Here is a 23,748-nt window from a genome sequence, read left to right on the forward strand (position 1 = left end):
ACTTTATTCTATCCCCATCGATACATATTTCATCTCCAGAAATTCATCCATACCGTAATGCCCGCCTTCTTTCCCAACACCTGATTGCTTGATACCTCCAAATGGTGCTTCAGCAACCGCTGGAAATACATCATTCACACCAACAATTCCATATTCAAGCTTTTCAGAAACACGGATAGCGCGGCTTGTTGTTTCTGTGAAAATATAGGCGGCTAATCCGTAATCTGTGTTATTTGCATTTTGGATTGCTGTCTTTTCGTCTGTAAACGTTTGAATTGGCATGACGGGGCCAAAAGTTTCTTCGTTCATGATAAGCATATCATCCGAAATGCATGATAGAACAGTAGGCTGATAGAAATAACCCTCCATGTCTCCGGACCATTTATCACCGCCTGTAACAATTGCTGCCCCTTTTTCAATAGCATCATCAAGATGTTTCTGAACTTTCTCTGATGCTTGTTGATTGATTAGTGGACCGAGATCTGTATCATCATCAAGCCCATAACCTATCTTTAGCTTTTCGACTTTTTTAGTAAGCTGTTGTGTAAAGATGTCTTTAACGGAATCATGAACATATATCCTATTAGCACAAATACACGTTTGGCCATTATTTCGGAATTTGCTTGCTAATGCAAGGGTAGTTGCTTTATCAATATCTGCATCGTCAAACACGATAATCGGTGCATGACCGCCAAGCTCAAGTGATAGTTTTTTAACGTGATCAGCACTTTCTCGCATTAAATGTTTTCCGACTTCTGTTGAACCAGTGAATGTTATCAAACGAACTTCTTTACTCGTTAGCATTGTATTTCCGATTGCTTCTGCATCTCCAGTCACTAAATTTACAACACCATTAGGCATGCCGGCGCGTTCAAGTATCTTGACAATTTCGATGGCTGATAATGGTGTTTCTGGAGCTGGCTTTAACACAATCGTACAGCCAGCAGCTAATGCAGGTGCTATTTTTCTGGTTATCATGGATGCGGGAAAATTCCACGGTGTAATAGCACCGACCACGCCAACAGGTTGCGGAATAACTAGCAGTCGCTTAGATTTATTAGAAGAAGGAATCCATTCTCCGTACGCACGACTTGCTTCTTCGGCATACCAAAGTAAAAAGCTTGCAGCACCTTTAATTTCACCTTTTGCCTCTTTAATTGGTTTGCCTTGCTCGATCGTTAAAATTTCCCCTAATCGGTCGACTTCTTCAAGCATAAGTTCATGTGCTTTGTATAATATGCGTGATCGTTCACGACCTGTCATTTCACCCCATAGTTGAAATGCCTCTGATGCAGCTTTGATTGCTTCTTCAGTTTCGTTTGCTCCACCATAAGCCACTTTTGTTATTGGTTTCAGTGTAGCCGGGTTGTATATAGTATCCGTTTGCTGTGAATCTACATTTCGCCATTTACCATTAATAAAAATACTTTTTGTTTCATTTTCGAACATATGTGAGACCCTCCTTAGACTATTTTCCTTCCCAAGCTGGCAACATCTTATTTAACTGCTTATCCTGTCGATAACCCAATACATAATCTGCCTGCATTAGAGTATGGACTTCCCGGGTTCCTTCATAAATAACTGGTGCTTTCGAGTTACGCAGGTAACGTTCAACAGGATACTCATCTGAATAGCCATATGCCCCGTGAACTTGAACGGCGTCGTCAGCTGCTTTGTTGGCGAAATCGCATGCCTGCCATTTTGCAATTGACGTTTCGCGCGTGTTTCGTTTTCCTTCGTTTTTTAATTCACCGGCACGATAAACGAGGAGGCTGCTCATTTGCAGTCCTGCTTCCATGTTGGCAATCATGCGTTGAACAAGCTGATGTTTTCCGATTGGTTTTCCAAATGTTTCGCGTTCATGGCAATATTTCACACTTGCTTCAAGGCATGCTCTTATTTGCCCGACTGCACCAGCAGCAACTGTAAATCGCCCGTTATCAAGTGATGCCATTGCTATTTTGAATCCTTCTCCTTCTTCACCGAGTAAGTTTTCTTTTGGAACCTTTACATTGTCAAAAAAAAGCTCCCCAGTGTTACCTGCTCGAATACCTAACTTTCCTTTCGTAGCTTTTGAGGAAAAACCCTCCCATGTTCGTTCAACAATAAAAGCAGAAATACCATGATGTTTACTGTCCTTGTCGGTATAGGCAAAAACAAGAAAATTATCAGCCGTATCACATAAGGAAATCCATGTTTTTTGACCGTTTAAAATATAATGATCACCATCTTTAACAGCAGTGGACTGTAATGCGGAAACATCTGATCCAGCACCAGGTTCGGTTAATCCAAAGGCGCCAACCTGTTCACCTTTTGCTTGCGGAATTAAGTACTTTTCTTTTTGCTGTTCAGTACCCCATTGAAGTAAGGACATACTGTTAAGGCCGGTATGGACGGAAACTGAAGTACGAAATGCTGTATCGCCACGCTCCAGTTCCTCGCAGACAATTGCAAGTGAATTATAATCCATCCCACTGCCACCGTATCTTTCTGGAATACAAACTCCCATTAATCCAAGATCGGCGAGTTTTTTCATAATGGAAGGGTCGAATTTTCCTTCGCGGTCCCAGTCAGCAATATTAGGCATTATCTCTTTATCAACAAAGTTTCTTACCGTAGTACGCAGCATCGTTTGTTCTTCTGAAAAATTAAAATCCATCTAATCATCTCCTAATTGTTCGTTTTTGATATTCCTAATTGATTTAAGATTTCATCAGTATGTTCACCAGCATCTGGTGGGTGGTGTTTTAGCTGAAAGGGTGTTCGTGAAAGTTTAAGTGGACTCCCAATCATTCGAATAGCTCCTGCAGTCGGATGAATACTATCAATAAACATATCCCGTTCATTAAGCTGCGGGTCGTTTGCTACTTGATCAATTGTCTGGATAGGTCCGCATGGGATATTGTTTTCTTCACAATTTTCCTGCCAGTATGCTGTTGATTTGGTTGAAAGAACATCCTGTAATAACGGAACAAGCTCATCCCGGTGTTCAACACGATCGGGATTTGTTTGAAATCGCTTATCTGATGAATATTCCGGTTTCCCTAAAACATTGCAAAGTCTCTTAAACTGATTGTCGTTTCCAACTGCAATGACCATTTCTCCATCAACTGTTTTAAAAGTCTGGTAGGGTACAATATTGGCATGATGATTCCCAAGCGCAGTCGGAATCTTTTCAGCCATTAAGTAGTTACTGCCAATATTTACGAGAGCACTGACGGCAGAGTCATAAAGAGAAATATCCAATTTTTGTCCTTTACCTGATTGTGTACGTTCGAGCAGTGCACCCTGAATTCCTATACAAGCATATAATCCTGTTAAAATATCAGTAATCGCTACTCCCATTTTTTGCGGACCTGATTCCTTGTCACCAGTAATGCTCATAAGACCACTCATCGCCTGAATAATAAAGTCATATCCCGGCATATCCTTGTATGGACCGGTTTCACCAAATCCTGTAATGGAACAATATACAATACCAGGGTTTATTTCTGCGAGTGTTTCGTAGTCCAAACCAAATTGCTTCATTTTCCCGGATTTAAAGTTATTAATGATGACATCGCTTTCATTTACGAGTTTTTTAATAACGTCAATACCTTCCTCCGACTTTAGATCGACAGTTATACTTTTTTTATTGCGATTGGCACTAAGGTAATAAGCGCTAACTCCATTCTGAAAGGGAGGACCCCATTTGCGCGTTTCGTCACTTCCACCGGGTGCTTCTACTTTTATAACCTCTGCACCAAGATCACCAAGAATCATTGTACAGTATGGGCCAGCAAGTACACGTGACAAATCCAGAACCTTGATATTTTCAAGTGCTCCAGCCATTTGCTCACTCCTTTCTTAAATAAAATAAGCCACCCCAAAATGACTACAGACTACCCTGTAAGTCAATTTGAACTGGCTTTTACCTGTTGAATCAGAACTGGAATAGGACTGTAAACAGATTAGGCAGCATTCATTTGATTCGTGCTTTATCGATCATGTGTCATAAACGCGGAGACGTTTTTACATGATTCACTATCTATATAGTATTATATTCAGAAAAATTTGTAAATAGTTATCTAGTATTTTGATGGAAAAGTGCCAGAAAAGGCGCGTGAATCTGCAGAAGAGAGGCATGAATCTGCAGAAGTGGGGTGTGAATCAACAGAAGAAGGGCGTGAATCAACAGAAGCGAGGCGTGAATCTGCAGAAGAGAGGCATGAATCAACAGAAGGAGGGCGTGAATCTGCAGAAGAGGGGTGTGAATCGACAGAAGCGAGGCGTGAATCTGCAGAAGAGAGGCATGAATCAACAGAAAAGGAGCGTGAATCTGCAGAAGAGGGGGTTGAATCAACAGAAGAGGAGCTTGAATCAACAGAAGGAGGGCGAGAATCTGCAGAAGAGGGAGAACATCAACAGAAGAACGGGAACATCAACAGCCGCCCCCCCTTCACAATCCATACGAAAAAAACCACGCCTCCCCCTTGCTGGTGACATGGTTTCTTAGAATCTTATTTTGCTGCTTTTTGTAATTTTGTTATCATTTTGAGTGCTCGTCCTGTTCCAATTGCAACTGATTCCAGTGGATTTGGTGCAATATGGACAGGTACAATTATTTCGTCTGCTAACCAGTCTTTCATGCCATTTAGTAAGGCGCCGCCTCCGGTAAGCACTATTCCGCGGTCAACAATATCACCGCTTAATTCTGGTGGACATTCTTCCAATGTGGCACGAATTGTTTCCAGGATTTGCTGAAGAGATTCTTTTAATGCAGAATAAACTTCCTTCGAAGAAACAGTTACGGTTTTCGGTAAACCTGTCACCATGTCTCGACCACGTACTTCCATTTTTTCCTCGGTATGTTCCTCATGTGCATGGCCGATATCCATTTTAATATTTTCGGCAGTACGCTCACCGATTAAAATATTGTATTTTTTTCGTATGAAATGGGTTATTTCTTCGTCCATCTTGTCTCCACCGATACGGATGGAATTACATGAAACAACACCACCAAATGAAATAATACCAACTTCAGATGTGCCGCCACCAATGTCAACAATAACATTTGCTATTGGTTCATCAACAGGTAAATCAGCACCAATTGCAGCAGCAACCGGTTCTTCTATTAAATGAACATGCTTTGCACCGTAACTCGTAACGGCATTATGAATGGCACGACGTTCTACTGTTGTACTTCCTGATGGAGTGCATACAACAACAGTCGGTTTACGCATGGATAGCCCCATTTTTTTGCTTACTTTTTTCAAAAATTCTTTAAGCATCTGTGCAGTCACATCATAGTCAGCGATAACACCATCTTTTAATGGTCTTATTGGGACTATGTTCTGTGGGGTTTTACCTACCATTTCTTTTGCTTCTGATCCAACAGCTACGACCTGTTTCGTATTCATATCAATAGCCACAACTGATGGCTCGTTCAAGACAATTCCCTTAGTCTTTGAATAAATAAGTATATTTGCAGTACCTAAATCGATTCCAATCTCTGCATTAGATAACATATAAGCTCCTCCAATGATGACAGTTTTTCTCTATATCATTTCTATACTTTATCATAGTTTTTGGGGGTAGATAAAGAACTTACATATATTGCCTTTAAAAGCCAGTACAACAGAGAAACCTGTAAAATAAATCAAGTAACAGTATGATTACAAAATGTTGTCTTTTGTAATATAACAGGTTGGATTTCAAGAGTGTCAATAGGGATTAAATAGTAATTTTTTCCTTTAGTTTTAAGTTTTTCCTAATAATCTAGGAAGTAACCTATCTTTAAATCTATAATCATAGGATTGTTTATAATGATAGGAGTCTTATCAGTCAGTATGGCAATAGCTTCCAAAATTATTACAAGAAACACGTGGTATGATTATTTTGCAACACAAAAAACCACAGGAGAGGTGTAAAACACATGTTTAACAAAATAATTGTAACAACATTATCCGCAGCATTACTATTTGGTGGAGCTTTTCAAACCTCTGCAGATGCATCTGCAAGCGCAGATCAATCGGAGGATAAATCACATAAAGTATTTTACTCTATTAATGGGCAGCAATTCTCAAAAGAGAATCTTAATAATCTATTAAACAACTACTTTGAAGATTTCCAAATTGAGCGGAATAAAATAGAAAAACAACAAAAACAGCCTAAAGAACAGTCAAATAAAGAAGAACAAAAACAGCAAAAACCTGAGTCTAAAGAAAAACAACCACAGGCAAATAAGCAAAAGCAAGAACAAACAGAGAAACAGGAACAAGAGCAACCAATTGAGCAGTCAGAAGCTCCAGCACCACAACAGCAAGAAACAACTAAACAACCAGAGAAACAAGAACAAACACAATCACAACAATTAAATGAATTTGAACAACAAGTGGTTGAACTAACAAACAAAGAGCGTACTGCTCAAGGATTAGAACCACTTAAGGTTGATACAGAACTAAGTAAGGTTGCGCGTGAGAAATCTAGTGATATGTCTACAAACAACTACTTCTCACATAATAGCCCAACTTACGGTTCTCCTTTTGATATGATGAAACAATTTGGAATTTCATATCAAACAGCTGGTGAAAACATTGCAAAAGGTCAACGCACTCCACAAGAAGTAGTGAATGGCTGGATGAACAGTGAGGGTCACCGTAAAAATATCATGAATTCTGACTTCACGCATATTGGAGTAGGATATGTAGAGCAAGGTAACTATTGGACACAACAATTTATTGGTAAGTAAATAGCTTTTGAGAGACTGACTTCGGTCGGTCTCTTTTTTTAGCAGTTACCACTTGCGCTTCCATATTTCGACGGTATAATTAAGCTGTTGGATGAGGGGGGTTATAAATGATACGTAGCTTGAAAATATACATATACGCTATATTCATTGTGATTGGGAGCGGTTTTAAACTGCGCAAATCTAAAAAGCTCGCATCACAATCGAGTAATCAGTTAAATAAAGAAAAAATATTTGCTGGACCAAAGATGGTTTCACAGAAAGTGATACAAAAAACGAAGTCGGACGTTCATGTTTACGGACAGGTAAAACTACCGGACGAAGCTGTTTTATTTGTTGCTAATCACCAGGGACTATTTGATATCTTAGTTTTGATTGGTTATTTAGGGAAGCCAATTGGATTTATTGCAAAAAAAGAAACAAAAAAGCTTCCTATAGTAAGTACATGGATGGAATTGATTCATTGTGTATTCATTGATCGAAGTGACCGTCGCCAGGCAGTTAAGGCTATTAACCAAGGAATTGCACATCTTAAAATTGGACATTCGATTGTTGTTTTCCCCGAGGGTACGAGGAGCAGGGGAAGCAATCTGAATGAATTTAAATCGGGCAGTTTACGGCTGGCAACAAAAGCAAAAGTCCCGATTGTACCAGTAGCAATAAATGGAACCTACCAAATGATGGAGGAGGATAAGGGGAAAATAAAGCCATCGACAATCACGATGACTATCACTGAACCAATTTATCCAAGTGATTATCAGGACAAGAAACATGGAGAGCTTGCAGCGAGTATCCAAACGACAATACAGGAAACCATTCGCTCTCAGGACACTGCAAATCTTGGTAAGTATGAAATAAATGAGGCTATCCATTAGTGAAAATGGCAGCCTCATTTTTTTAAATTATTTTTTGATCTTTCTCAAGAACATCTGTTATTGGCTTTTGCCGTTTTGGCAATTTTACTGCTAGTAGCATTCCCAATATGCTTATGAAAACCAATAAGCCTAATGCTAATGATGGTGGGGACAAAAGTACTTTTACAAGGTATATTAATAAAATGCCTCCAGCATGACTTGTAAGCATTACGAATCCTATTGCTGTACCTAGTTGACTCGGCCTGAATTGTTTCTCTGTCCAATCCATAATAATTGGAAATCCAGCAAGTAGGAAGAAACCGTCAGCAATTAGCCAGAATGCAATCCATGGTACCCATTGCCAGATAATTATTGCCGAGAATGTTGCTGCATTTAAAATTACCGCAATTATTATGAAGGCTCTTCTAGTATCTTTTTTGGCTACTAACGAAGGCATAAAGATAGATCCAATTATTCCTGAAAAAATCATTAAAGCCAATAATGGACCACTTGTTGATCCGGCTATCCCATATTGGTCAAAGATTGGTTCGACCCAGGTGCTTAATGCATCGAATACTCCTAGCCCAATTGCCAGCAATCCACTGAGGGTCCATAAGAATTTATCACGCAGCAGAGCAGAAAGCTTAGGAGTATCTTCCTTTTTAATCGTAACTGTATAGGTCTTTGCCCCAGCTAGTGTATACAATACCCAAACCATACTTAATACCGATGGAATTGCAAATATTGTTAAAACTAATGTAAGTCCGCCAAGAACATATAATATTGGACTAAATAACATGGCAAATATCACACCGAAAAATAAGGCGGCACTTGAAATAGATATTGCCATTGAACGGTTTTTCTCCGGAAAGTATCGGCTTGCATACGCTGAAATTGAATTAATGATAAATGGCTGACCAATTGACATAACAACCTGAATTCCAAGCTGCCAGGAATAACTTGTAGGGTCAGCTAACCTTGCAAGCGCGCCAAATCCTATTGTTACGGCCCCAATAGTTAATGCAATTTTAAAATGCGAGTCAAGCCATCTCCCTGCCGGAAGCGCTACAATAATATAAATGATAGGGAATAGTGCCGCTAAAGTACCCACATTACCTAGACTTGTACCCATATCCTTTGCAACATCAGTTGTAATGGGGGAGAACGTAACCCATAAAACTTGTGAGCTGAATATGAGTAGCGCATAGCCGGTAAGGTGTACCCAACGATTCATGCTATTCGACTCCTTTAGTAAAGGATTTATTGGGTGTGAATAATTCATTTGTTATATAGAGGAAAGCTTCACTTGTAATTTCGTGGGGTAATAAATGGAGTAGTTCATTGATGGATGCCATTTCGCTTGGGAGACTTCCGTCTGCTTTTACTCCTGCAGCATGCAAGAGGGTTGATATAGTTTCACTAGTTATACCATGATCCTTGACCAGTAAGGCTACTTCATGCTTAAGGGAGTTCCTTGGATATAACTTTACATGAGTAATTGCTTCCTCCAATTCTTGAAAAAATTCATCTATTCGGTTAACAGGTGTGATTGTTAAGTGGATAGAGGGTTGTGTATTAAATCACCTGGCTGGACTTGAACATACCATCCTGATTTTTTCATCTCGTCTGCCAACTGAAAAATATCAAGCGTATCAGAACCAATGGCTAACAGGCTTCCTTCAGGATCTCCTAAAATATATAAATCATCCAGCCTCATAAAATGCTTGGTAATTTCCTGCTTCGCCTGCCATATCGTTTCGGCTAATTTCTTATAACCATCGTCACCAATATACTTAAGTGTCGCCCAGCAAGCAGCTAGAGGACCACCGGATTTGGTCGACTGGATTGTTGTGTTAATAACCGGATAGCCACTCCAATTGGTGCAAGTATAATATTGATATTTACGTAATTGTTTATCCCGATATAAAATCACCGATGCCCCTTTTGGTGTGAAAGCGTATTTGTGCAGGTCAACCGACAGGGACGAAACACCAGGAAGGTTGAAATCAAAATCAATAACAGGAAGTCCCAGTTTTTTATAGTAAGCTAGTAGAAAACCACCTATGCATGCATCAACGTGCAGCCAAACTTCATATTTTTCTGCTAGCAAGCTCAATTCAGAAATGGGATCGCTAACCCCGTGAGAATAATTGACACTCGAACCTATCAGCATGATTGTATTTGGTGTTATTGATTTTTCTACTTCATAGGAGTCAACTTTAAATGTTGTATTATCTACAGGTACGATTACTGTATTAATTCCCAAATAATGTGCAGCTTTATGAAATGCCGCATGTGCAGTGGTTGGAAGAATTATTTCTGGAGCTGTAATCGTTGGTTTATGCTCACTTGCATAGTCTCTTGCTGCTTTTACAGCAAGGATAATACTTTCTGTACCACCACTGGTAAAAGTGCCTGCTACCGACATCGCATCATTTGAAAAGAGTTCTGCGATTTCTGCTACAATATTATTTTCCAGTTCTAAAAGACTAGGGAAAACGGTGAAATCAAGCCCATTATGATTCATAAACATATTGTGTGCCTCCTTTGCTACTCTTTCAGCTTCACGTAATCCACTATCGTAAACGTAGGCCCATACATTGCCTCCTTTTGGGTTAAGATCTTCTTGCTGGATCTCACTCAATGCTTGCAAAATACTTTCTCTTTTGTTCATTTTGCTAACCTCCAATTTTTTTATGAAATACAGTTTCAGGAACCCAATTAGCGGAAACCAATCAAATAAGGATGACTGCAATAAATCATTAAATTATTCAGGCTTTTATCACATATCACATTAAGATGGTGGGGATGCTTATAAAAACAGAGAAATACAGATTTAATTTTAAGTTAAGCATTTTTAAGAAAGCTTACTTTCTTACTTCATAGGTGCACCTATGGTACTCTCCATTAAGGATTGCATTCCAAAATATAAGAATGGCGAGATTTTTTCTTTTCTTACAGAATAATTATATATATGGTAGCATAAGTAGGGACGCAATAGGCAATATTCTGATAATTTATCCGGCCAAAAGTCTCTCTTTAATATAGGCATACTACGAGATGAGAGGTGATAAGATGGTACAAGGTATAGCGAATTGGAATACGGAGCAAACCGAAGAATGGCTTCAGAGCTATGTTGACGATTGGGTAGCGTTTTATCGGAAACATACTACTGATGGAGAAGTAGCATCATATATTCCTGTTTTACAAGAAGCAGATCCGGATAATTTAGGTATTACGATTATCGGAAAAAATGGAATTACGATACGGTCAGGTGACGATAGTATTCCGTTTACTATGCAAAGTATATCCAAGGTGCTTAGCTTTATCGTAGGCTGTATGGAGCGCGGAGTAGCTTACATGCTTGATAGAGTTGATGTTGAGCCAGCAGGTGAGGCGTTTAATTCGATTATTCATTTGGAAATGAAACAGGTTAAAAAGCCGTTTAATCCACTAATTAACGCTGGTGCGATAACAGTAACATCACTATTGGAAGGAAAGACTTCGGATGAAAAACTAAAGCCAATACTCGAACTCTTAGAAGATATGTTAGGTTATCGCCCTGCTATAAATGTTGAAGTATATGAATCAGAGAGAGATTCATCCATGCGTAATAGGGCAATTGGATACTATTTATTGGAAGTTGGTTTTCTGGAGTCTGATTTGAATATAACATTAGAGACTTATTTTAAACAATGTTCGATCGAAGTTACAATGGATGACTTGGCACGAATTGGTATGATCCTTGCTAACGACGGGGAAGATCCTGATACACAGGAGGAAATTATACCAAGACAAGTCGCGCGGATAGCAAAAGCACTCATGCTGACATGTGGCATGTATGATGCCTCTGGTAAATTTGCTACATATGTTGGTATACCAGCGAAAAGCGGTGTTTCCGGTGGTATACTTGCTGCAGTTCCTCCCAGGGTGCGAGAAGAGGAATTACCATTTCTTGATGGCTGCGGTATCGGTGTTTATGGACCTGCATTGGATGACAAAGGGAACAGTATTGCAGGAATCCGTCTGTTGCGACATATTGCAAAACAATGGGATTTAAGTATATTTTAGAAGGTAGAAAAGTATTTATACTTTCTAAGTGCATAAGTGCAACTAAAGCTTTCACCATTAAAGTGGTGATATGCAAGTTTTCTAAAAGGGGGATAATCAATGTGTGGACGTTATACGCTATTAGCTGATGAGCTGGAGATTTTGAATGAGTTTGGTATTGAACAAGCTATTGATTCATATCAGCCAAGCTACAATATTGCACCTGGGCAAAATGTATTGGCTATCATTCATGATGGGAATGAAAAGCGAGCAGGATATTTACGCTGGGGGTTGGTTCCTTCATGGGCGAATGATGAAAAGATAGGTTATAAAATGATTAATGCCAGAAGTGAAACAGCACATGAAAAGCCAAGCTTTAAAAAGTTGATGGCACAAAAGCGTTGCCTGATCGTTGCTGATAGTTTTTACGAGTGGAAGCGTGATGGAAAAGAAAAACAGCCAAAGCGAATTCAGGTTAGTGATCGTAAATTATTCGCATTTGCAGGCCTATGGGACAAATGGAAGCAAGAAGATAAAGAGCTTTTTACTTGTACCATCCTTACAAAAGAGGCGAACGACTTTATGCAGGATATCCATCATCGGATGCCGATTATTTTACCTGAAAATCAAGAAGATGAATGGATTGCATCTGGTAAACAGCATCCAAACGAAATACATCAGTTTTTGCAAACCGTTGAAGCGGAGAAATTAAATGCATATAATGTTTCCAGCTATGTAAATACTGCTAGGAATAATGATGATGCATGTATTGCCCCTTTAGCTGAATAGTACACATATATAAAGGAGCCTCCTTTCATTATAAAAAGAGGCTCCTTGGCTTTTATTCGGTGCTTTCTGATTCTGTTTTTAAAATATTGATGAATGCATATGCTTTTTGTTTTGGTGCCTTTGTTAGAAGGCTTACCCCAATAAAAAGAATTGTTGAAACAAGTAGCCCCCAAATACCAGAAGCAAGTCCTAGTGGTTTTATACCAGTAAATTCAAGTATGAGAACAAGAATTGCAGTTAAAGATACACTGGAGATGACACCAGCAGCAGTTCCACGCTTCCAAAAGAACGTGCCGAAAAAAGCTGGAACGCCAACTATTAACCCAGAAGATGCAGCAACTGACAATACAGCAATTAAATTTAATTCTAGTTCCGCAAATGCATATGCTAAGATAGCGATTATTGGAATGACGATTTTTCCAACTTGCAATTGCTTCTTATCATCTGGACGCTTTTTCAAATTACCATAGACATCTCGAGCAAACATTGAAGATAATGTCAGCATAATTGAATCAATCGTTGAGACAGCGGCAGCTAATATACCGATCATTACGATAACACCTAGTACAGGTGGAACAAGGTCAGATGACAACAATTTGGGAGTTGCCAGATCTGCCGTTGAAAGATCCGGAAATAACTGAAGCGCGGAAAAACCCCATAAGACTGATACAAAGGTGTAAATGAGACCGAACACAAGAAAGCCAATCAGCATTTGACGTAACCCTTTTAACGAGGATGGCATGAACATTCGCTGGCTAACTTGCGGGTTAGACAAGCTAAAGAAAAACCATGGTAGAGTCATCCCAAGAAAGGTTAGGATATTAAAATAGCCATTACCAGGTACGGAAAGCGCATCTGAGTGGTTCGTTTGCAAGGTATCAAAGAATTGTCCGAATCCACCCAATCCATCGATTACTAATAACGCTACAATTGTTGACGTAATAATCATAATCACAGCCTGCAGCGAATCTGTCCACATAACAGAACGAATACCAGCTACATAGGAAAAAAGAATTGCCAGCACTGTTGCAATCACGACACCTGCTGTAAACGGAATAGCATTATCGGTGATGCCTTGTAATAGATATCCTACTCCAGCAAGTTGTACCGCACAATACGGTATGAGAAATAAACAACTAACGAGTGCAATTGCAGATGCAGCAGGTTTGCTTTCATAACGATCGCCGACCATTTCAGAGGGTGTTACATATCCATACTTTTTACCGGCTAGCCAGAAACGCCGCCCGAACAATGCAACTAGTGAAACCCCTGTAAAATAAACGATTTCAAAACCAAGTGCGCCAACACCACCCTGATAAGTCAGTCCGGCCAGACCAACCATCATGAATGCGCTGTACGTCGTTGCGCTATAACTTAATGCTGAAAGGATGCCGTTCATTTGACGACCCCCAAGGTAATACCCTGACATATCCGTCCTGTCACCACGACGAGACTTATACGCAACAAATAATGCTAGTATAATATAAAGTGCAATTCCCCAAATTACCATATTTGTATTCAACTTACTTCCCCCAATCCTTTGTAACCATGAAATTTGCAATGATGATGAGTAATCCGATAATTCCCCATAAAAGGAAACTTCCATACCAGGCTTGAACACCTGACAGGACTGTGTAGGGAAGGGCATAGGCTAATAATATTAGGAAAACAATAAGAACGCCCCACACAACTTTCGATTTATTATGTTTCATTACGGTAAATCCCCTTCCTTGTGAAATGATGAGCAAAACTAATAACACTATGATAAATGATTATTTTTTAACGGCATAACATTTACATGTGTCTTTACACTTATATTTACACATTGAAACTGAAAAAGCAATACTTTTTTTACTTTGTAATGGATTTAAACTGCGACACAATGGGAATTCTCTTTTGTGACGTTTTATCCCGTTCTAATGATGGTGGAGTCCTTTAATTCGTTCCGGCAGAATACTTTGCTTTCACCGCTCCGGGTACCAATGCGACATCTGCTCAAGCTAGCGCTTTTGCAGTGTCTTACTAGCCACGGTCTCTGCCTCCACTGATAGAGATTTACTGATTATAGTCCATAAAATTAACGTTTCATTGGAAGTTATTCTAATCTGTAAGAAAATGCGAGATTCCAATGGGTCATCGGCTAAGAACGGTCACTCATCGGTCGAGTATTTTTTCGTAGCGTTGGATTAGTAATCATCTTATAAAGGATGGAAGGAAACCATGATGAAGTTGTGACGCAATTTATATCACCTACGTTGAAAAAGCACAATAACAGCCTTCATATAGATGAGTTTGGAGAATATATAAGGGGTTTCTAAAAAAGTAAGGTACACTTTCAGAAACATTCCTTTAGTGATATCATAAGTCTTTTAAAAAAATAGTTGAAGTCTAATGCATGATAGAAGCTTGTTCGGTATAATGAAGTATATAATACGTAAAAGGACAATTCTAGGGGGATCTATATGACAGAAGAAGGGAATAAGGTACTTGGTGAAAAGAGAAGAAAATTAATTTTAACGTGGCTGAAAGACCGTAATGATCCGATGACCGGCAAAATGTTGGCGGAACGGATGAATGTCAGCCGCCAAGTTATCGTACAGGATGTTTCCCTTTTAAAAGCAAAAGGTGAACCCATAATTGCTACCTCACGCGGGTATGTTTATTTTCAGGAGAATAATAAGAATCCCAAGATCCAGAGGGTAATCGCGGTTTGTCATCTGTCAGAAGATACGGAGATTGAATTGTATACACTTGTTGATCATGGAGTATCGGTTCAGAATGTAATGGTGGAGCACCCTATTTACGGAGATATTACTGGATCACTGATGTTAAAAAACCGCCGTGATGTTGATGCTTTTCTTGATGAAATGAAACAAACAAAGGCTACTTTGCTATCCCACCTTACTGAAGGTATTCACTTACATACGATTGAGGCTGAAACACAGAGTCAGCTTGATGAAGCTTGTGAAGCATTGCGTACCAAAGGAATATTATTAGAACAATGAGTAAAGAAAAGCGTTTATGACATTTTACTTAATCAGCAGATAATAATTGATTATAATACTTATGAAGGGTAGGATGTGGATATGATTCGTGTTTTATTTGTATGTTTAGGTAACATTTGCCGATCACCAATGGCTGAAGCAGTATTTCGTGATTTAGTTGATAAAGAAAATTTAACTGATAGAATTGATGCTGACTCAGGAGGTATTGGTGACTGGCATTCTGGAGAATCTCCTCATAAAGGTACTAGAGAATTGTTAGACAAGTATCAAATAGGGTATAAGGAAATAAAGGCTAGACAGGTAAATCTTAGTGACTGGGGAGATTTTGATTATATCATTGCGATGGATGAGCAGAATAGAAAAGACATGCAAAATCTAAGTAATAAAGCTGGTGATGCAAAATTAGCCAAACTGATGGATTTTGTACAGGATCCCCAAGAAGGAAATATACCGGACCCTTATTATACAGGCAATTTTGATTACACATACGAATTAATCTCTGAAGGCTGTAATGAATTACTAAGGTATATTAGAACTGAGAATAACATATAAGATAAAAGGAGCGATACAAAATGGGTAAACGAAACTTATTTATTGGAGTTTTGATGGGTGCAATTGCAGGAGGATTAGTTTCATTATTTAATAATGATGCAAGAAATTATACAAAACTAAAAATGAATTACGCTAAAAACAGGTCAGGCTATTATGTGAAACATCCATCAGAGGCAGTTCGAAGCGCCAAGGAAAGTTTTGATAAGTTCAATAAAGAATTTTCAAGCGGTGCAGAAAATGCGATTAATGCTTTAGAACAAGTGGAAAACACCCTAGACAAGTTTGCAAATAAAGAGCAAAAGGATTTGGAAAACACACTGTAAGATTTGATATAAGGGTGGTTAGAAATTGAAAAGGATTATGGCATTTTTAAAAGAACTTTATCAACGGATTACGGAAGATGATATATTTGGTTTATCAGCTCAGTTAGCCTACTTTTTCTTACTATCCCTTTTTCCTTTCCTATTGTTTTTAATGACTTTAATTGGTTATTTGCCAATTGATCAAGCAACTGTAATAAGTTTTATTGAGACATACGCACCTGGACAAATAACAGATCTGATAAATCAAAATGTGAGTGAGTTGATGAATGATCAAAATGGACAATTACTCTCGATTGGCATTATCGGTACGCTTTGGTCAGCATCGAATGCAATAAATGCAATCATGCGGGGGTTTAATCGAGCCTATGATGTCGATGAGGATCGTTCATTTATTGTATCCCGTCTTATAGCGATTGTGTTGACAATTGCTATGGTGCTTATAATTGGTATGGCATTTTTATTGCCTATTTTTGGGAAAACGATTGGAGTATACATCTTCACATTTTTTGGGTTGTCTGCTGGTTTCCTCAGTGTATGGGAAACATTGCGTTGGGTTGTTTCTTCTGTAGTATTTTTCATTGTATTAGTCGCATTGTATAAGCTCGCACCCAATAAACGGATTTATTTTAAAAATGCAGTATGGGGTGCACTTTTTGCAACGATTGGCTGGCAGCTAGTCTCATTAGCATTTTCTTTTTATGTAAGTTCAATGGGAGATTACTCAGCAACTTACGGTAGCCTGGGTACCGTCATCGTCTTGATGATTTGGTTTTATTTATCCGGAATTATTATTATGATTGGTGGCGCGATTAACGCAATACTTAACAAAGGAATAGGGAAGGGAACAGAAAAATAGCTATCACAATTTGTGATAGCTATTTTAGCAACCGCAACCCATTTAAAATAACTAAGATAGTACTGCCTTCGTGACCGATTACACCTAATGGTAAATCTACTATTTGTAAAAAGTTTGACGCTATTAATAATAGAATTACACTTAAAGAAAACACAACATTTTGTTTTACAATTCTATTCATACGGCCTGACAGGTTAATGGCATTTGTTATTTTAGATAAATCATTTTTCATTAATACGACATCTGCAGTTTCCAGTGCTACATCGGTTCCTTTACCCATAGCAATTCCTAAATTTGCACTTGCCAATGCTGGGGCATCATTTATCCCGTCCCCAACCATCGCTACATTTTCATAATCGGTTCGCAGCTGCTTTACATGGTTTACTTTTTCATCTGGGAGACACTCAGCAATGTAATGGTCTATACCGGCTTCAGCAGCAATTGCTTTAGCAGTTGTTTCGTTGTCTCCAGTCAGCATTATCGTATGCACACCATGCTTTTTCAAGGTTTTTATCGCTTGTTTTGTATTGTTTCTGATTGTATCTTTGAGTGCGTAAAGTGCTACGATTTCATCATTTGCTTTGACGAATACGATGGTTTTACCTTGTTCAGCAAGTTGCTTTGCTACTCCCCCATGGAAATTGAAAGCATCCTTTTCACCAACAAAACCAGCTTTACCGATTTCCCAAGTCTCATCATTTACATAGGCAGAAACACCATGACCACTTACTGTTGTAACATGATGGATATTCAGATCATGTACGTTTGTATAATCTGTGCTAAAGGCATAAATCGCTTTTGCTAATGGATGTATGGATTCTTTTTCAATAGCTCCAGCAATAGCAAGTACCTTTTCCTTTTCCCAATCGGTGTGAACGTATGTGTCTGTTACTTCAGGCGTCCCGTTCGTTAACGTACCTGTCTTGTCAAAGGCTATCGCCTTAATATGACTCAAATTTTCAACATGAACGCCACCCTTAAATAGAACGCCACTTTTAGCGCTATTTGAAATGGCGGAAAGTGTGGCTGGCATAATCGAAGCTACCAAGGCACAAGGTGAAGCAACAACTAGCAGGATCATTGCTCGGTAAATACTCTCTGATAATGACCATCCGAAAATAAAGTAGGGTAAAAACATCATTATAGCAACCGCTGCAAGAACTACTTTTACATATGTTCCCTCAAACCGTTCTATAAACAACTGTGAAGGAGATTTTTCTTCCTGGGCTGATTGAACTAGTTGAATGATTTTTTGGAAAAGTGTTTCATCCGCATGCTTGGTGATCTTAATTGATATGGATCCGTCCAGTGCAACTGTCCCCGCAAAAACATCATTGCTGTTTATTTTACTGACGGGTACTGATTCTCCGGTAATAGCACTTTCATCGATTGACGTTTCCCCTTTAACTATTACACCATCTGCAGGAATTCTCTCACCAGCACGTACCGAAATGATATCATCAAGTTTCAGTTCAGAAATGGGAACAATTTTTTCCTGGCCATTTGTAATCCTCAATGCTTGTTCTGGTTGTAAATCCATAAGCGATGATATCGCTTTGTCACTTTTTTTCAATGTATAGGTTTCTAAAGCCCCAGATAATGCAAAGATAAATATGAGGATGGCACCCTCTGTCCAATAACCGATGGAGGCCGATCCAATAGCAGCAAAAATCATCAGCATTTCCACATTTAGATCTCTATTTGCTATTGTTTCCTGAATTCCTTCTTTCGCTTTAGCGTAGCCGCCAATTACAAAGGCAATTAAGTGCAGGATGACCCATGCAGTAGCTGAAATGGTATCCTCTAGTGACCAAGTAATCAAAATTAGCAAACCGCTGAACAGCGCAGCAATTAATTCTATATGCACGATGAAGCGTCTAAATGGACTTTTTGCAAAAAAAGATTTGAACGTATGTGACCTTGGCGAATGTAATGTTTTTGAATTGGTCGTCATTATTATGAACCCCTCAGATTATAATTATTACAAATAAATACTTATTATTATTTTACCATGAGATAAAATAAAGTCAAGTGCAAATACAGGATACTAATACAGGTACGTCATAACATGAATACAGTTTAGTTTTCGGTTGAAACAATAGACTTATACTGTTACAATCATTATAAACTTTTAGATATAACACAATTAAATGTTGTGAATGAAAAGGAGTGGGATTTATGTATATAAAGAAGTTAGTATTTATGTTACTAGTAACAGTATTCGCCTTAGCAGCATGTGGTGATGACGACAACCAAGAAACGGGCAACAGTAATTCTGAAGATAGTAAGTGGGCTGAAATTCAAAAATCCGGGGAATTGGTTGTTGGAACATCTGGAACTCTTATCGCATCTTCCTATTACAAGGGTGAAGGCGAGAGTGAAGACCAATTAACAGGTTACGATGTTGAAGTAATGAGAGAGATAGCAAATCGTCTTGATCTAGACGTCTCCTATGAAATTATGGGGATCGATAGCATGCTTCCAGCTATTAAAAGTGGACGAATTGATGTAGCTGCAAACGATATTGAAATAACGAGTAGCAGAAAGGAAGAATTTAACTTTAGCAATCCTTATAAATATTCTTATTCAACGATGGTTGTTCGTAAAGGAGATTATTCCGGAATAAATTCATTAGAAGATTTAGAAGGTAAAAAAGCCGGTGGCGGAGCAACAACTGTCTACAGTGAGATTGCCAGACATTTTGGAGCGAAAGTTAAAACATACGGAAATGCACCTAATGAAGCATATCTGCGTGACGTACATAATGGTAGAACTGATGTAATTGTAAATGACTACTATTTATCAAAATTTGGTGTGGCAGCATTTCCGGATTTTGATATTATGCTTCATCCTGAATTAAAGTTTCACCCAACAGAACAGGCAGCAATTTTACCAAATGAAGCAGATAAATTAACCGAAGAGATTAATAAAGTCTTGGAAGAAATGCGGGAAGATGGGACGTTGTCAGAACTAGCCAAGAAGTTTTATAAGGAAGATGCTTCCAAAAGGCCAGAAGGCGAAATAAAAGAAATAGAAGGATTGGAACTATAATAGAACATGATTAATTTTAATGGTTTTGACTTTGGTGGAGTGTTTGATATTGAGTTAGCACTGGAAAGCTTACCTTTTGTATTAGGTGGATTGCCTACTACCCTTGGTGTCGCAATCACAGGTATGGCAATTGGAATGTTTCTAGGATTGTTTTTGGCATTAGCACGAAATTCAGATAAGATTTTATTGCGCTGGCCGTCCCGGGCATATATTTCCTTTATGCGTGGCACGCCAATTCTGGTTTTTCTATATATATTATACTTTGGACTTCCATATATCGGACTAGAATTGTCGGCGCTAGTGGCTGCCTCAGCTGGCTTTGGACTGAATAGCGCAGCTTTTATCGCAGAAATTAATCGTGCCTCATTGAATAGTATTGACAGTGGCCAATGGGAGTCATCCAAAGCTCTGAATATAGGTTATTGGAACTCATTAAGGAAAGTTATTTTGCCGCAAGTAACCAGAACAGCAATTCCTCCGCTAACAAATGTGTTTATGGACATTGTTAAAGCAACTTCCCTGGCAGCAGTAATAACTGTTCCAGAGTTATTTCAAAAAACGCAGATTGTTGTGGGCAGGGAATTCGATGCCATGACATTATATATATTGGTTGCCTTAATATACTGGCCAATATGTGTAATCATTTCATTTATGCAGGATCGTTTAGAAGTTAGATATAGCAGATTTCTATAAAGAACAAAGGACACTCTAGGTTTGAGTGTCCTTTGTCTTTACTAGGCAGTTAAGAAAGTATGAATCCTTTCTTTCTGCATAAGTGCAATTAAGGCTTGGCAATAAGTCGAGTTTTCTAACTATATTGAAATTCGACATTCTTCTTTATGTATGTTGCAGTCAAAATAAGTACCAACATAATGACAATCACATAAAAAAAGGAAACTCCAGGGAAATATTCAAGAAATAGGCCACCCAAATATGGGCCGCTTATACTTCCGATGCTAAACGAAATTCCTGTCATTAAATTTCCGGCCGGTAAAAGTGAAGGTGGTAAAATATCCGCCAAAAACGTAATACTTAAAGAAAACAAAGAACCAGTGAACATACCTGCTAAAGTAAATGTAATAAACAATGCGACCACTGAGTCTTCTAACGATGCGGCAGCAAGGAAGCAAAAACTCCCGAAACTTAATACCGCTAATAAGACATTTCTTCTTCCAAGTCGGTCGCTCAACATACCTAATGGAATTTGCGTTATGACACTCCCAGCTGCAAAACAAGGAATAATGACTGAGAGTATTTCCACATTATGGCCAATCCGTAATCCGTAAACTGGAAAAATACTATGTAATGTAGCTTCTAAAAAGCCATAGCCGAATGCCGGCAGAAGAGCAACCCATGCTATTTTGCCAGTTTTAATAAAGCGGCCTAACGAGCTTGCAGTACTGCTTGTGGTGAACCCATCCTTTTCCGGGAATTTGTTTCGCACGAAGAACATGGATGACCAGACAAGCATGCTGAGGACTGCTGATAATAAAAATGGGAGTGCTTGGCTGATCTCTAATAAACGTGTCATAAGTGGCCCTATTGTAAAACCTACTCCGAAAAACAAACCATAGAAAGCGATATTCCTTCCCCTAGTTTCTTTTGCGCTAGTAGTTGTAATCCACGTTTGTGTTCCGAAATGCAGCATGTTATCGCCAATACCGATAGTGACGCGTAAAATAAACCAAAACCATAAGGACTCCCAAAAAGGGAAAAGGGCCAATGAGATAAATACAAGCATTCCGCCAACAACAATGATAGGTTTAAACCCATATTTTCGCATTGGTTTTTCCATAAAGGGAGATGCTAAAAGCACGCCAATATATAATCCTGTTGCATGTAATCCGTTAACAGATGATGCTATACCACTTTGTTCCAGAATAATTGCTAATAAAGGGAGAATCATACCTTGGGAGAATCCTGAAATAGAAACAAGAGAAATTAATATCCAAAACCTTGCTCGCTCTGAAGCCATATTTCTCCTCCTTCAATCTCACTTATTAAATGTCATGTTCAGTTCCATTCAATGTAATTGTTTTCGCTAAAAAGGTCAATTCAAATACATTTAAATCAAAATAGGTTATGATGGTTGCAAAATAGGCTAAATATAAATAAGCTGTTCATATAAAATAAAGGAGAGATTTACAATGGATTTTTATTTAAAAGAGAATGGGATGCAGGTTGAATTAGAATATGGATCATTGGATGTATCAGGTAATGAAGACTACGGTTTTCGACCTTTTCAGCTAATGATTGCGTCAATTGCAGGATGCAGTGGATCAGTGTTACGGAAAATTTTATCTAAACAGCGAATAAAATATGAAGATTTATCTATTAATGCAGAAGTTGAACGGAATCCAAAGGAAGCAAATCGAATTGAACGTGTTGTATTATATTATGCCATTAAGGGCTACCATTTAGACCCTGACAAACTAAGCAAAAATTTAGCGCTAGCAAGAAAAAACTGTTCTATGATTCGCTCTGTTGAATATAGTATAAAGATTGAGGAACATTTAGAAACAATTGAACTAAGTCAATAATATTAAAGGTATAATATTCATGTGTCTGAAAAAACTAAGCTAAAAGGAAAGGAATGGGACACATGAAAAAAAGAACTTTCATCACAGCATTAATTATATTTGTTTTCGTTTTTTTACTTCCTTTCAATAGCTTAGGAAAGGAAGAGGAAAAGTCAGAAAATGAGTATGACATACCAAGTCATGTTTTGGATATATCAAAAGAAAATACCTTCCCGAATTCAACTGAGGATCAGGAAGTGGTGGAACCGAGCGGGTTGACTAAGGATTTGATTGATGAGCTAGATATACCAGTTGAAAATCCGGACCTAATAAAAATGCTTAACCAGACATCTATAAAACCATCACCAATTGCATTCGGATATCGTGGTATGGTTTACCTTGGGCGATGGCCGCTCAACTACAAATCGGATGAGACAAATATAAACTGGGAATACCAAAAAATAAATGCAAATGAGTTAAATAATATTGGTGGCGAATCAAACCAGGAAATGCATTATAACCAGAAGGAAAAGAAGGAAATACAGGGTGCATTAACAAATAAAATCACAAACCCTGATGATATAAAAAAAATGATGTTATTAAAATCAAAAGAGAGAACAAAATTGCCGCTCTCCTATAGCACCATAATCGGAAAAGATACAAAGAAGGAAAATTCCTACAATGTCCCAGCCCAAAAGTACGGTCACTTGCAAGCGTATGCGCCTGCTATCAACGAGAAAGGGCAGGTAACTTTTGGAGAAGTGTACTTCCAATTAAAAGGGTCAAATAAATCACTTGTTATTAAAAATGTAACAAAACAAGGAATTGGGGCATGGATCCCAATTCAGGATTACGTATCCTTTTCTTTTCAGCTACGATAAGAGCAATGTTGTTTTGTAAAAACCCCTGAAACTTTTCAGGGGTTTTTATCAACCGGAAAACGAACATATCAACCGGAAAACGAACATATCAACCGGAAAACGAACATATCAACCGGAAAACGAACATATCAACCGGAAAAC

The 23,748-nt window shown here is 38.4% G+C and carries 23 protein-coding genes; 13 read left to right on the forward strand and 10 right to left on the reverse strand.

What is annotated here, in order from left to right:
* Window positions 1-3: 3 nt before the first annotated feature.
* The 3 genes from BMY13_RS16195 to BMY13_RS16205 are packed head-to-tail and all read right to left on the reverse strand — an operon-like array spanning window position 4 to window position 3,831.
* Window positions 4-1,449: an NAD-dependent succinate-semialdehyde dehydrogenase gene (locus BMY13_RS16195; RefSeq protein ID WP_092505876.1), complete on the reverse strand. Its 1,446-nt coding sequence runs from the start codon at window positions 1,447-1,449 to the stop codon at window positions 4-6.
* Between the two features lie 19 nt (window positions 1,450-1,468).
* Entirely contained in the window at window positions 1,469-2,659 is a 1,191-nt protein-coding gene (locus BMY13_RS16200; RefSeq protein ID WP_092505878.1) for an acyl-CoA dehydrogenase family protein, read from the reverse strand.
* An 11-nt stretch (window positions 2,660-2,670) separates the two neighbouring features.
* A complete protein-coding gene (locus BMY13_RS16205) occupies window positions 2,671-3,831 on the reverse strand; it encodes a CaiB/BaiF CoA transferase family protein (protein WP_092505880.1) in 1,161 nt (386 codons plus the stop codon).
* A gap of 255 nt (window positions 3,832-4,086) precedes the next feature.
* On the opposite strand from BMY13_RS16205, the gene BMY13_RS16210 reads away from it, so the two are divergent.
* Window positions 4,087-4,482, forward strand: a complete 396-nt coding sequence (locus tag BMY13_RS16210; RefSeq protein WP_092505882.1) for a hypothetical protein — start codon at window positions 4,087-4,089, stop codon at window positions 4,480-4,482.
* 17 nt (window positions 4,483-4,499) lie between these two features.
* On the opposite strand, the gene mreBH is transcribed toward BMY13_RS16210, so the two are convergent.
* Entirely contained in the window at window positions 4,500-5,507 is a 1,008-nt protein-coding gene (gene mreBH, locus BMY13_RS16215) for a rod-share determining protein MreBH (protein WP_092505884.1), read from the reverse strand.
* Between the two features lie 407 nt (window positions 5,508-5,914).
* On the opposite strand from mreBH, the gene BMY13_RS16220 reads away from it, so the two are divergent.
* On the forward strand, window positions 5,915-6,730 hold the full coding sequence (locus tag BMY13_RS16220; RefSeq protein WP_092505886.1) for a CAP domain-containing protein: 816 nt from the start codon (window positions 5,915-5,917) through the stop codon (window positions 6,728-6,730).
* 107 nt (window positions 6,731-6,837) lie between these two features.
* Window positions 6,838-7,602, forward strand: a complete 765-nt coding sequence (locus BMY13_RS16225; RefSeq protein ID WP_092505888.1) for a lysophospholipid acyltransferase family protein — start codon at window positions 6,838-6,840, stop codon at window positions 7,600-7,602.
* Between the two features lie 22 nt (window positions 7,603-7,624).
* Here BMY13_RS16225 and BMY13_RS16230 read toward each other — a convergent pair whose 3' ends face one another.
* A complete protein-coding gene (locus tag BMY13_RS16230) occupies window positions 7,625-8,815 on the reverse strand; it encodes an MFS transporter (protein WP_175476839.1) in 1,191 nt (396 codons plus the stop codon).
* A 318-nt stretch (window positions 8,816-9,133) separates the two neighbouring features.
* The gene (locus tag BMY13_RS16235; RefSeq protein WP_092505892.1) at window positions 9,134-10,255 is read right to left on the reverse strand and encodes a pyridoxal phosphate-dependent decarboxylase family protein; all 1,122 of its coding nucleotides are present in this window, start codon (window positions 10,253-10,255) and stop codon (window positions 9,134-9,136) included.
* A gap of 401 nt (window positions 10,256-10,656) precedes the next feature.
* Here BMY13_RS16235 and BMY13_RS16240 point away from each other — a divergent pair, with 401 nt between their 5' ends.
* Window positions 10,657-11,652 (forward strand): glutaminase, encoded by a 996-nt coding sequence (locus BMY13_RS16240; RefSeq protein WP_092494306.1) that lies wholly within the window; start codon window positions 10,657-10,659, stop codon window positions 11,650-11,652.
* A gap of 99 nt (window positions 11,653-11,751) precedes the next feature.
* Window positions 11,752-12,420: an SOS response-associated peptidase gene (locus BMY13_RS16245; protein WP_092505894.1), complete on the forward strand. Its 669-nt coding sequence runs from the start codon at window positions 11,752-11,754 to the stop codon at window positions 12,418-12,420.
* Window positions 12,421-12,472: 52 nt separating this feature from the next.
* Here BMY13_RS16245 and BMY13_RS16250 read toward each other — a convergent pair whose 3' ends face one another.
* Window positions 12,473-13,942 (reverse strand): sodium:solute symporter family protein, encoded by a 1,470-nt coding sequence (locus BMY13_RS16250; protein WP_092505896.1) that lies wholly within the window; start codon window positions 13,940-13,942, stop codon window positions 12,473-12,475.
* Window position 13,943: 1 nt separating this feature from the next.
* Complete coding sequence (locus tag BMY13_RS16255) at window positions 13,944-14,132, reverse strand: hypothetical protein (RefSeq protein ID WP_092505898.1); 189 nt, start codon at window positions 14,130-14,132, stop codon at window positions 13,944-13,946.
* Between the two features lie 750 nt (window positions 14,133-14,882).
* Between BMY13_RS16255 and BMY13_RS16260 the strand changes: the two genes are divergently transcribed.
* From BMY13_RS16260 to BMY13_RS16275, 4 genes are all read left to right on the forward strand, one after another.
* Window positions 14,883-15,425 carry a transcription repressor NadR gene (locus BMY13_RS16260; RefSeq protein ID WP_092494302.1) on the forward strand — a complete coding sequence of 181 codons (543 nt, stop codon included), beginning with the start codon at window positions 14,883-14,885 and terminating at the stop codon, window positions 15,423-15,425.
* Between the two features lie 81 nt (window positions 15,426-15,506).
* A complete protein-coding gene (locus BMY13_RS16265) occupies window positions 15,507-15,977 on the forward strand; it encodes a low molecular weight protein-tyrosine-phosphatase (RefSeq protein ID WP_092505900.1) in 471 nt (156 codons plus the stop codon).
* 20 nt (window positions 15,978-15,997) lie between these two features.
* On the forward strand, window positions 15,998-16,300 hold the full coding sequence (locus BMY13_RS16270) for a hypothetical protein (RefSeq protein WP_092494300.1): 303 nt from the start codon (window positions 15,998-16,000) through the stop codon (window positions 16,298-16,300).
* 25 nt (window positions 16,301-16,325) lie between these two features.
* Complete coding sequence (locus BMY13_RS16275) at window positions 16,326-17,156, forward strand: YihY/virulence factor BrkB family protein (RefSeq protein ID WP_175476840.1); 831 nt, start codon at window positions 16,326-16,328, stop codon at window positions 17,154-17,156.
* Window positions 17,157-17,175: 19 nt separating this feature from the next.
* On the opposite strand, the gene BMY13_RS16280 is transcribed toward BMY13_RS16275, so the two are convergent.
* Window positions 17,176-19,110 (reverse strand): heavy metal translocating P-type ATPase, encoded by a 1,935-nt coding sequence (locus tag BMY13_RS16280; protein ID WP_092505902.1) that lies wholly within the window; start codon window positions 19,108-19,110, stop codon window positions 17,176-17,178.
* Window positions 19,111-19,334: 224 nt separating this feature from the next.
* Here BMY13_RS16280 and BMY13_RS16285 point away from each other — a divergent pair, with 224 nt between their 5' ends.
* Together BMY13_RS16285 and BMY13_RS16290 are read left to right on the forward strand one after the other, a co-directional pair.
* Window positions 19,335-20,207 carry a transporter substrate-binding domain-containing protein gene (locus BMY13_RS16285; RefSeq protein WP_092505904.1) on the forward strand — a complete coding sequence of 291 codons (873 nt, stop codon included), beginning with the start codon at window positions 19,335-19,337 and terminating at the stop codon, window positions 20,205-20,207.
* A gap of 6 nt (window positions 20,208-20,213) precedes the next feature.
* Window positions 20,214-20,900: an amino acid ABC transporter permease gene (locus tag BMY13_RS16290; protein WP_092505906.1), complete on the forward strand. Its 687-nt coding sequence runs from the start codon at window positions 20,214-20,216 to the stop codon at window positions 20,898-20,900.
* 115 nt (window positions 20,901-21,015) lie between these two features.
* Here the strand turns inward: BMY13_RS16290 and BMY13_RS16295 are convergent, their stop codons facing one another.
* Window positions 21,016-22,182, reverse strand: coding sequence for an MFS transporter (locus BMY13_RS16295; RefSeq protein WP_092505908.1), 1,167 nt, complete (start codon window positions 22,180-22,182; stop codon window positions 21,016-21,018).
* A gap of 172 nt (window positions 22,183-22,354) precedes the next feature.
* Between BMY13_RS16295 and BMY13_RS16300 the strand changes: the two genes are divergently transcribed.
* Window positions 22,355-22,747: an OsmC family protein gene (locus BMY13_RS16300; RefSeq protein ID WP_092505910.1), complete on the forward strand. Its 393-nt coding sequence runs from the start codon at window positions 22,355-22,357 to the stop codon at window positions 22,745-22,747.
* A 62-nt stretch (window positions 22,748-22,809) separates the two neighbouring features.
* On the forward strand, window positions 22,810-23,607 hold the full coding sequence (locus tag BMY13_RS16305; protein WP_092505912.1) for a YfkD famly protein: 798 nt from the start codon (window positions 22,810-22,812) through the stop codon (window positions 23,605-23,607).
* Window positions 23,608-23,748: the final 141 nt, after the last annotated feature.

The organism is Virgibacillus subterraneus (assembly GCF_900110695.1).
GTDB lineage: Bacteria > Bacillota > Bacilli > Bacillales > Amphibacillaceae > Lentibacillus > Lentibacillus subterraneus.